The organism is Arthrobacter sp. HMWF013 (assembly GCF_003061105.1).
Lineage (GTDB): Bacteria > Actinomycetota > Actinomycetes > Actinomycetales > Micrococcaceae > Arthrobacter.
Genome location: NZ_QAIQ01000055.1, coordinates 1 through 12278, shown reverse-complemented (window position 1 = coordinate 12278; position 12278 = coordinate 1). Strand labels below are relative to the sequence as shown.

The following is a 12278-nucleotide window of genomic DNA, read 5'->3' as shown; positions in this document are numbered from 1 at the left end:
CCCGGACCTTTTGGTCCGGGAAGTGAGCGGGGCCGGCGACGAGGAGGTCTTCGAGACCAAGGCCTCTCCCCCAGCCGTCGCCGGCCCTCTGACCGCCACAATGACCGTTCCCGCAGGGTCTCCCGGCAGGTCAGCAGCGGGTCCGAAATGAAGATCTCCTCCCAGCCGTCGGCTGCGCATACGTCGGCCGGCCGCCGTCCAGGACCGGCCCACACCGCCCAGCATGCCACTCCCTTCCCCGCCCAACGTCCGGGCCCCGCGCCCGCCCAGGACAACACCAGTAAGGCCAGAGCCGAAAGCCCCATCCCTGTCGGCTATATCCCTGACCTGGTCACAGGTGCAGAAACCCTGGCGGAATCCTTGGAAATCCTGGTCCAGATGGCCGCCGCCACGCTGGGCAGAAGCACAGGAACCCGGGTGGATTGCGGCCTGTTCCTGAACCGGATCAAGCGTGGCACTGCCACCGCCGGCACCGGCATCAGGACCGCCAGGTTGGCGCGGCTGGAGCAGGAGGTGCGTGAGGGCCCCCTGGCCGAGGCGCTTGCGGGCAGCGGCACAGTAGCCATGAACCACGCAGCCACCGACTTCCGCTGGGCACGCTACCGCCCTCACCTGCAGGATGCCGGGTTCAACAGCGTGCTGGCCTTACGGATTCGCCTCGATGAAGGAGCTGAGGCAGCTCTCGCGTACTTCTCCACGGAAGTCCAGGCCTTTCCGCTTCCGGTGATCACCGAGGCCCGAACTTTCGCTGACGCAGCCGCCCACGGGCTGAAGCTGGTTCTGGAACTGGACTCGGCCAGGACCCGGGCTTCGGACCTCAAGTCCGCGTTGGAAAGCCGCACGTCCATCGACATCGCCTGCGGGGTGATCATGGCCCAGAACAGGTGCTCCTACAACGACGCGGTCGCCATCATCGCCAAGGCCTCGAGCCACCGGAACATCAAGCTCCGCCGGGTCGCGGAGGGCATCCTGGAAAACCTTCCCGGCGGCGCACCCAGCACCCATTTCGAGCACTAGGCACGCCGCCTTCGGGTAGATCCGGCCGGCTCGCCTCGGACGCCCCTGTGCGCATGATGACGCCGTTCCGCTTAAGCCAAAGAAGGCCAGGGACGCTTGCCCCTGGCCTTCTCAGCGAAGGACCCCGCGGCACGAGTCAAGTTACGCGGAGGCCTTCTTCCCGGCTCCACATTGTGGGAACCGAAAAGCTGCTGAGACAAAGATAATAGACAGCATGCTTATAATCCAAATCACATCGTGAACAGGGCGGCACCCAGCGACTTAAAAGAACACCCAGCGACTTAAAAGAAGAAGACCAGAAGCAGACTCGCTTCTGGTCTTCCCCGCGGGTGGGCCCTGTGGGGCTCGAACCCACGACCCACGGATTAAAAGTCCGATGCTCTACCAACTGAGCTAAAGGCCCCAGCCGACGGTCAAACGACCCATCAGCCCAGTCCATTTCTGAACGTTAAACACTCTACCGCACGCACGCGGCCGCTTTGGCACGCTGGTCCGGGCCGGCGTCGTACGTTCAGGGACCCCGACGAACAGCGATGCGGGTCGCTGCTGCGTCCCGGCCGCAGCAACTCTCGATTTCCCGCGGGGCACAGGAGTAGCGTGGGGGCATGAGCGAACAAACAGGAGCCTTTCACTACGGCGGCGCCAACAGGCATCACAAGCCGAAACCGTTCGCGCCCATTGACTTTGAGCCCTTCGCCGGCGGCGCGGATCCCGCCCGCGTCTCGGAGGCTGCGCACCTCGCTGCCCAGGCACTGGTCCGCCACGGCCGCGACAGCGATGACCCCGTCGTCACCGAACGGCTGGTGAAACTCGCCGACGAACAGGGCCTGGAAGCCATCGCCGAGATGTGGGCCGAGAGCCCGGCCCGGTCCCTCCCTGGTGCGCTGTGGCGGCTGTACGCCATCCGGGCCGCGACCGTCCAGGACCCGGAACGGATTTCGGTGTACTTCCGCGCAGGAAAAGACACAGCCCAGGTCTCCAACGTGGTTGCCGGCGCCGCCGAGCCTCCGGGCGCCGAAGAAATGCGGACCATGGCCGACGCCATCCTGTCCGGAGCGTTCGACGGCGAGTTCGACGTCGCGCTGGAGCGGTCCGCCGCGTTCTGCCGGGTAGTGGCCCTCGGCCAGGCGACCCTCGCCGACGGCGCCGAGCACGGCAACGAAGCCCACGCGAGCAAGCTCACGCGGAACTCCCACCAGCTGGTGAAGACAGCCGAGGATCTGGAACACGCGGCAAATGCCTGGCGGCTCGGAGAGCTCGACTGACCCACCGTGGCCCATCTGTCAATGTTGACTTGAGCCAACCAACGTAGAACACTGAAACTGGTGTCGAGCCGCGAAACCCCCGGGCTTCAACAATTAGCCGCCTAGAGCGGCCTACCGCCGAGAGGCGTATCCGGTTCGGCACCATTTTTCTGCGTGTTTCCAGGCTCAGAGACGGACTCCCAGGTACGGCCCGGTAGAATCAACAACAGCTGCTGGCCTGCGTGGATTCACAAGTGGGCGGCCCCCGAACCAGTACATCGCCCGGAGACCGGTACCCCACGTGAAGCTGAGCCTTTTCCCCCAAGAGCCCGCTGGGCTGACGCTGCTCTCGAGCATGGCGCAGCAAATCGTGCATGCCAGCGCCACCATGGCGGAAATCCTTGGTGTCCCCGCAACCGAGCACGCGAAGCTCGTGGACGACATGCACAACCACGAGGCCAAATCCGACGAACTGCACTTCGCTTTGCTGACCCACATGCGCACGAGCTTCGTCAACCCCCTTCCCCGCGAGGACATGTACACGCTCTCCCGGTACCTCAACGAAGCGCTCGAAAGCCTCGACTCCGCTGCCGAGCTCGTGTACCTGTACAAGCTGGAGCGGCTGCCCAAACGCGCGGCGGACCAGCTTGAGATCATCAGCCGGCAGGCCGAACTGACAGTGGATGCCATGCGCCGGCTCAACAACCTTGATGACCTCGAGGACTACTGGATTGAGATCCTCAGGCTTGCCAAACGGGCGGAGCGGACGCACAGGATCTGGGTGGCCGACATGATCCGGGAAATGAAATGGGCACAGTATTCCCGGAACCGCGATGTCGCGAACCAGCTGGTTGAGGTCACCAAAGGCATGCGCCGCGTCGCCACGCAGGTAGGCAGCATTATCGTCAAGGAATCATGACGTGACAGCCGTGATTTTCGGCGTAGTGGTCCTGTTGACCGCTACGTTTGCGTTCCTCAACGGCTTCCGCGACGTCTCCACGTCGGTGGCGCTTGCGGTCCGCACCCGCGCCCTCACGCCCAGTGTGGCCGTCCTCCTGGCCGCCCTGTTCAACTTCCTGGGCGCCCTGCTCAGTGCCACTGCGGCCGTGGCCGTCAGCCACACGTGGATCCACCTGCCCGAGGGCGACAGCGGCCTCAGCATCCTGCTGGCGGGCCTGGCCAGCGCCTCGGCCTGGGGCGTGCTCATGTGGTGGCGCGGCATCCCTGCCTCGTCCACCCACGCCCTGGTGGGCGGACTGGCCGGGGCCGGACTTGCCAGCCTGGCGGTGGGCGGTGCGGGCGTGGGCGGCGTGGACCGGTCCCTGATGCTCCAGGTGGGCCTTCCGCTGTTGCTATCGCCCGTCATCGCCTACGTGGGCGCGTACCTGCTGGTTTTTCCCGCCACGTGGGCGGCCCGTTACACGCAGCCCAACGTGGTGAACCAGCGGTTCCGCCGCAGCCAGGCCATCGCTGCCGGAGCGGTGGCTTTCGGCCACGGGCTGCAGGATGGCCAGCGTGTGGGCGCAGTATTGCTGCTTGCGCTGTTCGCGGGCGGCTATTCCGACGGCGATACGATCCCCGTGTGGGTAGCCCTGTTCTCCGCGGTGATGTTGACGGTGGGAACGCTATGTGGTGGGTGGCGGATCTCGCACACCATCGGCTACAAAATCACCCGTGTCGACCCCCTGCGTGGTTCCGTTGCCCAGATCTACAGCGCATTGATGCTGTTCCTCGGTGCCATTGCCCTGCAACTCCCACTCTCCACCACCCACACGGTGACCTCGTCCGTTTTGGGGGCCGGCGAGAACCAGCACTTCGCCGTCACCAACCGGAAGCTCGTCATGCAGATTTTCGGGCTGTGGATCCTCACACCTCTGGCAGCCGCGGCCGGCGCCTTCGTGTTCGCCCTCGCCTTGTCACCCCTGGGCGCGTAGCCGGACGCTTAAACGCCGCATCGACTGCTCCGTCAGCGCCCTTGCGTGCTTTCACAAGGGGGTGTCCGAACAGTCGATGCAGTGATGATGCGGTGGGTGGCCCCACGCCGGCGAGGGCCCCTGCCTGAGCTTGCGAAGGGTGGGAGCCGGTGGGGCTTATCCGAAGCGGCCGGAGACGTAGTCCTCCGTGGCCTTCACCGTGGGGTTGCTGAAGATGTTCTGGGTGTTGCCGTATTCGATCAGCTTGCCCGGCTTGCCGGTGCCGGCGATGTTGAAGAAGGCCGTCTTGTCCGAGACGCGGGCTGCCTGCTGCATGTTGTGGGTCACGATCACCACGGTGTACTGGTCCTTGAGCTCATTGATGAGGTCTTCGATGGCCAGGGTGGAGATCGGGTCCAGCGCCGAGCACGGCTCGTCCATCAGGATCACCTGGGGTTCAACAGCAATGGCCCGTGCGATGCAGAGCCGCTGCTGCTGGCCGCCTGACAGGCCGGAGCCGGGCTTTTCCAGCCGGTCCTTGACCTCGTTCCACAGGTTGGCGCCTTTCAGGGAACGCTCCACCAGGACGTCAGCCTCGCCTTTGGAGATCTTTTTGTTGTTCAGCTTCACACCGGCAAGCACGTTGTCGCGGATGGACATGGTGGGGAACGGATTGGGCCGCTGGAATACCATGCCGATCTGGGCGCGGACCGATACCGGGTCAACGCCGGGGCCGTAGAGGTTGTCGCCGTCCAGCAGGACTTCGCCTTCCACCCGGGCACCGGGGAGGACCTCGTGCATACGGTTCAGGGTGCGCAGGAAAGTGGACTTTCCACAGCCTGAAGGACCGATGAACGCCGTCACGGACTTGGCCTCGATATTGATGCTGACGTCCTCCACGGCCAGGAAATCGCCGTAGTACACGTTCAGGTCTTTGACGTCGATGCGCTTAGACATGGTGTTCCTTCACTTGCTTTGGATATGAAATAGCTTGGCAGGGCCGGCTTCCGGAGGGAAGTGTCAGCGGCCGGTCTTGGGGGCGAATGCCTTGGCGATCAGCCGGGCACCGAGGTTCAGGACCATCACCAGGATGATCAGGACCAGGGCTGCGCCCCACGCACGCTGTGAGGACGGATCCGGATTCGCCGGCGACGTGGGGTTCAGGATCTGGGTATAGATGAACGTGGGCAGGGAGGCCATCCAGCCACCGAACACGTTGCTGTTGATGCTGGTGGCGAATCCGGCGGTGACCAGGATGGGCGCCGTCTCACCGATCACGCGGGCGATCGCAAGGGTGACGCCGGACGCGATGCCGGAGATCGCCGTCGGAATGACCACCTTGAGGATGGTGCGCCACTTCCGCACGCCGAGGGCGTACGCGGCCTCGCGCAGTTCGTTGGGGACGATCTTGAGCATTTCCTCGCTGGAACGCACCACCACCGGGATCATCAGGACCGCGAGGGCGACGGCGGCAACGGCACCGGTTTTGGTGCCCGGTCCCACAACGGCGAAGAAGAAGGCTGCGGCGAACAGGCCGGCGACGATCGACGGGATGCCGGTCATCACGTCAACGAAGAACGTGATGGCCCGGGCCAGCCGGCCGTCGTTGCCGTACTCCACCAGGTAGATGGCGGTCAGCAGGCCCACGGGCACGGAGATCACCGTGGCGACCAGCGTGATCTGGATCGTGCCAATCAATGCGTGGTAGATGCCGCCGATCACCGGCGCACCCTCTTCAACGGCCTTGTTGTCGTAGACGCCCGTGACGCCGTTCATGGAGCTGGTGAGGAAGCCCGGCGAGATGAGGCCGGGGATGCCGTTGACCAGCACGGTCCAGATCACGGAGATCAATGGCAGCAGTGCGATCAGGAATGAGCCCACCACCAGGCAGGTGGCCAGCTTGTCCTTGGCTTTGCGGGAGCCCTCGACCACGCCGCTCCAGCCCACCAGTCCGGCGGCGAAGAGGATGGCCGAAACAATTCCCCAGCCGAAGGCGTTGAAGCCGATCAGCGCCAGGATGGCAGCCCCGATGATGAGCGCCAGGGCCAGGACGACGTAAGGCGCGAAGGGGGGCAACTGACCCTTGGTCAGGGCTGAGCGCTTGCTGCGCACCGGAGTAAGAGTGGAGGACATTTAGTTTGCTCCCGAGAATTCTTTGTGCCGGCTGATGATCCAGCGGGCGATCATGTTCACGGCAAGCGTGATGAGGAACAGCACCAGGCCGGCGGCAATCAGGGTGCTGACCTTGAGGCCGCTGGCTTCGGGGAAGTTCAGGGCGATTTCAGCGGCGATGGTCTGGTTGCCGGATGTGATCAGGCTGGCGGTCAGGGCCCCCGAGGAGAGCACCAGCGCCACGGCCATGGTCTCGCCGAGCGCGCGGCCCAGCCCGAGCATCACGGCACTGATGATGCCGGGGCGCGCGAACGGGAGGACCGACATCTTGATCATTTCCCAGCGCGTGGCGCCCAGGGCCAGCGCGGCTTCTTCGTGGAGCTTGGGGGTCTGCAGGAAGATTTCGCGGCTCAGGGACGTGATGATGGGCAGGACCATCACCGAGAGCACAATGCCCGCGGTGAGGATGGTCTTGCCGGTGGCAGAGGCCGGACCCTGGAAGATGGGCAGCCAGCCCATGTTTTCGGCGAGCCAGTTGTAGGCGGGAGAGATCTCCTTGGCCAGGAACGCAGCACCCCAGGCGCCGTAGATAACGGACGGGATGGCGGCCAGGAGGTCCACTACGTAGCCGAGGGCTGAGGCGAGTCCGCGGGGGGCGAAGTGCGAGATGAACAGCGCTACTCCGATGGCGATGGGCGTGGCGATCACCAGCGCAATGACTGCGGCGATGAGCGTGCCAACGACGATCGGCCAGATGTAGGCGAAGAAGCCTTTGCCGCCCTGGATCTCAGCGGCCGGGGCCGTCAGTGCCGGAATGGCCTGGACTACGAGGAACAGTGCAACGCCGAACAGTACGGCGAGGATGAGGCATCCGGCGGCCAGGGCGGCACCGGAAAAGATCTTATCCCCGGCGCGGCCTGCGCCCTGGGAAGAACTCAGGGAGGTGGCGGTCATTGAAGACCCTTCAGTTGTGGTGGTGCCAGACAGCTAGCTTGCAAAAGCCAAGTTCCCCGCCCCACCTTGGCGGCGTGGCGGGGAACGTGGTTCAGGGACAGGTACTAGGCCTTGACCTTGATGGATTCGATGGCCTTGACAGCCTTCTCAGCCAGTGCCGGGGACAGCGGTGCGGACTTTGCGGAGTCAGCAGCTGCCTGCTGGCCTGCATCCGAGACTACATAGCTCTCGAAGGCCTTGACCAGATCAACGGTTTCCTGCTTGTCGTAGGTGGAGCAGACAATGTGGTAGGAAACGAGGACCACCGGGTAGGCACCCTTTGCCGTGGTCTTACGGTCCAGCTTGATGGCGACGTCGGTGGCGGAGCGGCCTTCGACGGGCTTACCGGCTTCAACAGCCGTGGCTGCAGCGTCGGCAGAAATCTTGACGAACTCTTCGCCAACCTTGATCGAAGCGGTGCCCAGCTTGCCGCCGACTGCCGAATCATCGGCGTAGGTCACGGCGCCCGGAGTGTCGGTGACGGTCTTGACTACGCCGGAGGTTCCCTTGGCGTTCTCGCCCTGCAGGGTTGCGGGCCAGATGCCGGAAGCCTTGTCGGTCCAGACCTCTGCAGCGGCGGAGGCCAGGTACTCGGTGAAGTTGGTGGTGGTGCCGGAGTCGTCGGAGCGGTTGACCGGGGTGACCTTGGTGTCCGGGAGGGTGACGCCCGGGTTCAGGGCAGCGATGGCCGGGTCATTCCAGGTGGCAACCTCACCGCGGAAGATCTTGGCCACGGTGGTGGCGTCGAGCTTCAGCTCGGTGATGCCGGGCAGGTTGAAGGCCACGGCGATCGGGGAGATGTAAACCGGGATGTTGATGGCGCCTTCGGGGCCGCACTGGGTCTTGGAGCTGGCCAGCTCTTCATCCTTGAGGTACGCATCGGAGCCGGCGAACTGGGCCGAGCCGTCGATGATGGCCTTGCGGCCTGCGCCGGAGCCGTCCGGGGAGTACTGCACGGTGGCGCCGGAGTTGGCAGCGGCGAAGCCGGCCTTCCAGGCGTCCATGGCTGCGCCGGTGGAGGATGCGCCAATGCCGGTCAGGGTGCCGGTGACCTTGGTGCCGGAAGTCTGTGTGCCCGCAGGCGTGTTGCCCGTGACGTTGTCTGAACCGCAGGCAGTAAGCGCGAGTGCGCCGGCTGCGATTACAGCGATAGCCGCGTGGCGGCCGAAGCGGAGTGCCTTCACTAGATGTACCCCTTCCAGGGTTATTCAGTTGCGGGCAGGGCCGGAGATGCCCTGCGGCGCGATGCGTACGTTGTGTACCTTCAACGAATTTAGGGGCCACAGGTAACGGGATTGGCTGCCGAAAGTGAACGGAAGGTGAACGGGGGCTTGATATTGGCCGACATGTGCAGCGTTGCCATTGCGCACGTCACACTTCCGGACGTAGTGGGATAAGGCGTGTCGCCCGGGCCACGACCTTCGACGGTTGCGGCAAATAGACTGGAACCCATGGCCATCGCAGCGGGACTCTCAGCAAGCAGGCGCTTCCTGCGCGGCCGCATCCGGACCGGCCTGATCCGCAGCCGCAATTCGCTGTTCCCTGCCGTTCAGATGACCGGCTGCGCGGTGGGGGCGTACGCGTTCGCCGAGTACGTGCTGGGGCATTCAGGGCCTTTGTTCGCGGCGACGTCCTCGCTGATTGCGCTGGGCTTTTCCCGGGAGCCACGGCTGCGCAGGGTGGTGGAGGTGGGGCTGGGCTGCACCATCGGCATTGCGGTGGGTGATCTGCTCCTGCACTGGCTGGGCGGCGATATCTGGGTTGCCGCCGTCGTACTTCTTGTCTCCATCCTGCTCGCACGCTTCCTGGACAGCGGCAACATCTTCACCACGCAGTTGGGGCTGCAGTCGCTTCTGGTGGTGCTGCTGCCGGCGCCGGCCGGCGGGCCGTTCACGCGCAGCATCGATGCAATCATCGGCGGGCTGTTCGCGCTGCTGGTGACCATCCTTGTGCCCAAGGATCCACGCCGTGAGCCGCGCAGCGACGTCCGGAAACTGCTGCACGAGCTCGCAGAAGTGCTGCGCGAATGCGGATCCGCCCTGGTTGAAAGTGACTCCACCAAGGCCTGGCACGCGCTGGTCCGGGGCCGGAACTGCCAGCCGCTGGTGGACGCCATGCGCCATTCCCTGCGCGCTTCCGGTGAGGTGGCAACGCTCTCGCCGGCTTACCGCAGGCACCGGGACGAGCTGGACCGGCTCAAGCAGTCGCTCGACTTCATCGACCTTGCCCTCCGCAACAGCCGGGTTTTTGCCCGCCGGCTCACCAGCGCCATCATCCATGCGGCGCTCTCGGATGAAGCCACGGAAAACATCACCGATGTACTCCGGGAAACCGCTGCCGCGATTGATGAACTGTCGCTCGGTCTGGCCGAAACTCACGACGGCGTCCGCCGCGCCCACCTGCGCGCCGCCCGGCAGGACTTCAGCGAAATTGCCCTGCGGCTCCACCCCAAACTGCTGGAGGTGGAGCGGCTGGAGGGTGAGACCGTGGTGATGCTGTTCCGGCCGCTGATGGTGGACCTCCTGGAGGCTGCCGGCATGGATGCGCAGGAGGCGCGGGACGTCCTGCCCGGGCTCTAGGAATCGTTCGCGTAACGCAGGCCCAGCTGTTCCCGGACGTCGTCCAGGAGCTGCATAATCCGCACACTTTCATCCCACGGCATGAGCGGGCTTTCCTGCAGCCCGGCCCGGATGCACCGTGCTGCTTCCCTCAGTTCGTGGATGAACCCCTCGGTCTCCTCGGGGAACGCCTCTGTCCGCACCACGCCGCCCGCACCGCTGTATTGCAGGCTCCGCGGGTTGTACAGCGGTGAACCGGTGCGGAGCCAGCCCTTCGTGCCGCTGACGGTGACCGTACCGGGGCTGTTGGACTGCAGGGATGAAACCAACTGGGCCGCGGCGCCGTCCGGGTAGTGCAGGGTCACGGTGTTCTGGACGTCCACGCCGTCCTGGTTCAGCCGGCCCTCGGCTGTGATTCCGGCCGGAAATCCAAGGGTGCTGACAGCCCAGGTCAGCGGGTAGACCGTGAGGTCCAGGAGGGCTCCGCCCCCGGCCGCCGGATCCCAGAGGCGGTCCTGCGGATCGTAGGCCGCGGCGAATCCGAGATCGGCCTGCAGCCAGCGGACTTCGCCGATTCCTCCGCTCCGGATCAGGTCCAGGGCGCGCCGGGTTGCGGGCAGGAACCGGGTCCACACCGCCTCCATCAGGAACAGCTTCCGCGCACCCGCCAGTGACGTGAGTTCGCGGGCTTCCCGGGCATTAACGGTAAGGGGTTTCTCGCACAGCACATGTTTCCCGGCTTCGAGGGCCGCCTTGGCAACCTCGAAGTGCTGGGCGTGCGGCGTGGCGATGTAGACCACGTCCACGAGGGGATCGGCGAAGAGCTGCGCGTACCCATTCTCTGCAGGCTGGTCGTGGTAGCTGGCAGCGAAGCCGTATTGCCCGGCGAAGTCCTTCGCGGCGGCGGCACTGCGTGAGCTCACTGCCTGCAGGACGGCGCCTTCCAGGAGGGCCAGGTCACGGGTCACCCGGTGGGCGATCCGGCCCGTGGCCACCACTCCCCACCCGAGGGGATGTTCGTCAGGTTTCCTCACGGGTCAGGCGGAATCACGGATGACGAGCGAGGTGGGGATGCGCGTAACGCGGTCGGCGGGCTTGCCCTCGATCAGTTCCACGAGGACCTCGGCCATCTTTTTGCCCATCTCGATGATGGGGTGGTGAACGGTTGTCAGCTGCGGATTCACGGAGGTTGCAAAGGAGTCGTCGTCGAATCCCACCACCGCTACATCGCCGGGAATCTTCAGCCCGCATTCCTGGAGGACCGTGTACGCCCCTGCCGCCATCTGGTCGTTGGCGACAAAAAGCCCATCCAGCGGCTTGCCGCGTTCCAGCAGCCGCCGCATCGCCTTGGCCCCTGAGGAGAGGGTGAAATCGCCATATTCCACCAGTGAATCGTCCAGTCCGGCGGCGTCGAGGGCATTCCTCCAGCCCGCGAGCCTGTCCACGCCTGGTGGCATGTCCTGGGGCCCGGCGATCGTGGCAATGTGGGTGCGTCCGCGTTGCACCAGGACCCGGGTTGCGCCTTCCGCTGCTGCCTCGTTGTCCACGTCCACGTAGTAGCTGCCGCCCTCGGCCAGGGGCCTGCCGGCGAAAACCATGGGGATGTGGTCGCTGACGTGGGCCCACGAGCGGTCGCCCGCGTGGTGCGAGACCACCAGTGCGCCTGCAACGTTGCCGCCGAGCAGGAACGCCCTGGTTTTCTCGGGCTTGGCCTCTGAGGCAATCACCATGTTCAGCGTGTAATCGGTGTCCGCCAGGTAGAGCGCCACGCCCTGGACAACCGAGGCGAAAAACGGATCGGCGAAGACTTTTGACGTGGATTCCGGAACGATCAGGGTCACGGAGTTGGGCCTGCGGCTGGCCAGGGAGCGGGCTGCGCGGTTTGGTGTGTAGTTCACCGCCAGGATGGCCTGGCGGACCTTCGCGGCGATGTCCTCGTCCACGCTGGGCACATCGTTAACCACCCGTGAGACGGTGGCCCGCGACACGCCGGCCAGGGCGGCCACCATCTCAAGGGTGGGCGCCGGCCGGCTGCCGCTGGTGTCTTGCTTCACTTTTCTTCGCTCCGTGAGGTTGAGCGGGCTTGCGCCCGGTACTTCAGTTTAGGCAGGCAGAGAGTCCGGAAGCCGGGATGCAGCGCGTTTTGCCTCCGCGATCAGTCCTGCATAGGCGTGGCCGCTGTCCTTGATGGTGCGCTCGAACGTGGTGTAGTCCACGCGCACAATCCCGAAACGCTTCCCATATCCCCAGGACCACTCGAAATTGTCCAGCAGGGACCACACGAAGTACCCGCGCACGTCCGCGCCCTGCTCGATCGCTTCTCCCACCGCGGCGATATGGTCGAGGATGAAGCCGGTGCGTTCCCCGTCGTGGACGGCGCCGTCGGGACTGACCGTGTCCTCGTAGGCTGCGCCGTTTTCGGTGATGTAGAGCGGCGGGAG

Annotated in this window: 12 protein-coding genes and 1 tRNA gene; 5 read left to right on the top strand and 8 right to left on the bottom strand. The window is 65.1% G+C overall.

Annotated elements, in window-relative coordinates; translation table 11 throughout:
- Positions 1 to 147: 147 nt before the first annotated feature.
- Positions 148 to 1017, top strand: coding sequence for an ANTAR domain-containing protein (locus DBR22_RS02615; protein ID WP_181364991.1), 870 nt, complete (start codon positions 148 to 150; stop codon positions 1015 to 1017).
- A 330-nt stretch (positions 1018 to 1347) separates the two neighbouring features.
- Here DBR22_RS02615 and DBR22_RS02610 read toward each other — a convergent pair.
- Positions 1348 to 1420 (bottom strand) — tRNA-Lys (locus DBR22_RS02610).
- A gap of 202 nt (positions 1421 to 1622) precedes the next feature.
- Here DBR22_RS02610 and DBR22_RS02605 point away from each other — a divergent pair.
- The 3 genes from DBR22_RS02605 to DBR22_RS02595 all read left to right on the top strand — a co-directional run bounded on the left by DBR22_RS02605 (position 1623) and on the right by DBR22_RS02595 (position 4195).
- A complete protein-coding gene (locus DBR22_RS02605; protein WP_108597652.1) occupies positions 1623 to 2282 on the top strand; it encodes a hypothetical protein in 660 nt (219 codons plus the stop codon).
- 280 nt (positions 2283 to 2562) lie between these two features.
- Positions 2563 to 3180 (top strand): DUF47 domain-containing protein, encoded by a 618-nt coding sequence (locus tag DBR22_RS02600; RefSeq protein ID WP_108597651.1) that lies wholly within the window; start codon positions 2563 to 2565, stop codon positions 3178 to 3180.
- Position 3181: 1 nt separating this feature from the next.
- Complete coding sequence (locus DBR22_RS02595; protein WP_108597650.1) at positions 3182 to 4195, top strand: inorganic phosphate transporter; 1014 nt, start codon at positions 3182 to 3184, stop codon at positions 4193 to 4195.
- A gap of 156 nt (positions 4196 to 4351) precedes the next feature.
- Here the strand turns inward: DBR22_RS02595 and pstB are convergent, their stop codons facing one another.
- From pstB to pstS, 4 genes are all read right to left on the bottom strand, one after another.
- Positions 4352 to 5131 (bottom strand): phosphate ABC transporter ATP-binding protein PstB, encoded by a 780-nt coding sequence (pstB, locus tag DBR22_RS02590; RefSeq protein WP_108597649.1) that lies wholly within the window; start codon positions 5129 to 5131, stop codon positions 4352 to 4354.
- Positions 5132 to 5194: 63 nt separating this feature from the next.
- Complete coding sequence (gene pstA, locus DBR22_RS02585; protein ID WP_108597648.1) at positions 5195 to 6307, bottom strand: phosphate ABC transporter permease PstA; 1113 nt, start codon at positions 6305 to 6307, stop codon at positions 5195 to 5197.
- A complete protein-coding gene (gene pstC, locus DBR22_RS02580) occupies positions 6308 to 7240 on the bottom strand; it encodes a phosphate ABC transporter permease subunit PstC (protein ID WP_108597647.1) in 933 nt (310 codons plus the stop codon).
- Positions 7241 to 7344: 104 nt separating this feature from the next.
- Positions 7345 to 8463 (bottom strand): phosphate ABC transporter substrate-binding protein PstS, encoded by a 1119-nt coding sequence (pstS, locus tag DBR22_RS02575; RefSeq protein WP_108597646.1) that lies wholly within the window; start codon positions 8461 to 8463, stop codon positions 7345 to 7347.
- A gap of 267 nt (positions 8464 to 8730) precedes the next feature.
- Here pstS and DBR22_RS02570 point away from each other — a divergent pair, with 267 nt between their 5' ends.
- Entirely contained in the window at positions 8731 to 9858 is a 1128-nt protein-coding gene (locus DBR22_RS02570; protein WP_108597645.1) for an FUSC family protein, read from the top strand.
- Here DBR22_RS02570 and DBR22_RS02565 read toward each other — a convergent pair.
- From DBR22_RS02565 to DBR22_RS02555, 3 genes are all read right to left on the bottom strand, one after another.
- Entirely contained in the window at positions 9855 to 10871 is a 1017-nt protein-coding gene (locus tag DBR22_RS02565) for a Gfo/Idh/MocA family protein (protein ID WP_108597644.1), read from the bottom strand. The genes DBR22_RS02570 and DBR22_RS02565 overlap by 4 nt on opposite strands.
- A gap of 3 nt (positions 10872 to 10874) precedes the next feature.
- Complete coding sequence (locus DBR22_RS02560) at positions 10875 to 11891, bottom strand: LacI family DNA-binding transcriptional regulator (protein WP_108597643.1); 1017 nt, start codon at positions 11889 to 11891, stop codon at positions 10875 to 10877.
- 48 nt (positions 11892 to 11939) lie between these two features.
- A partial coding sequence (locus tag DBR22_RS02555; protein ID WP_146187348.1) for a family 1 glycosylhydrolase occupies positions 11940 to 12278 on the bottom strand: 339 nt, incomplete at its 5' end.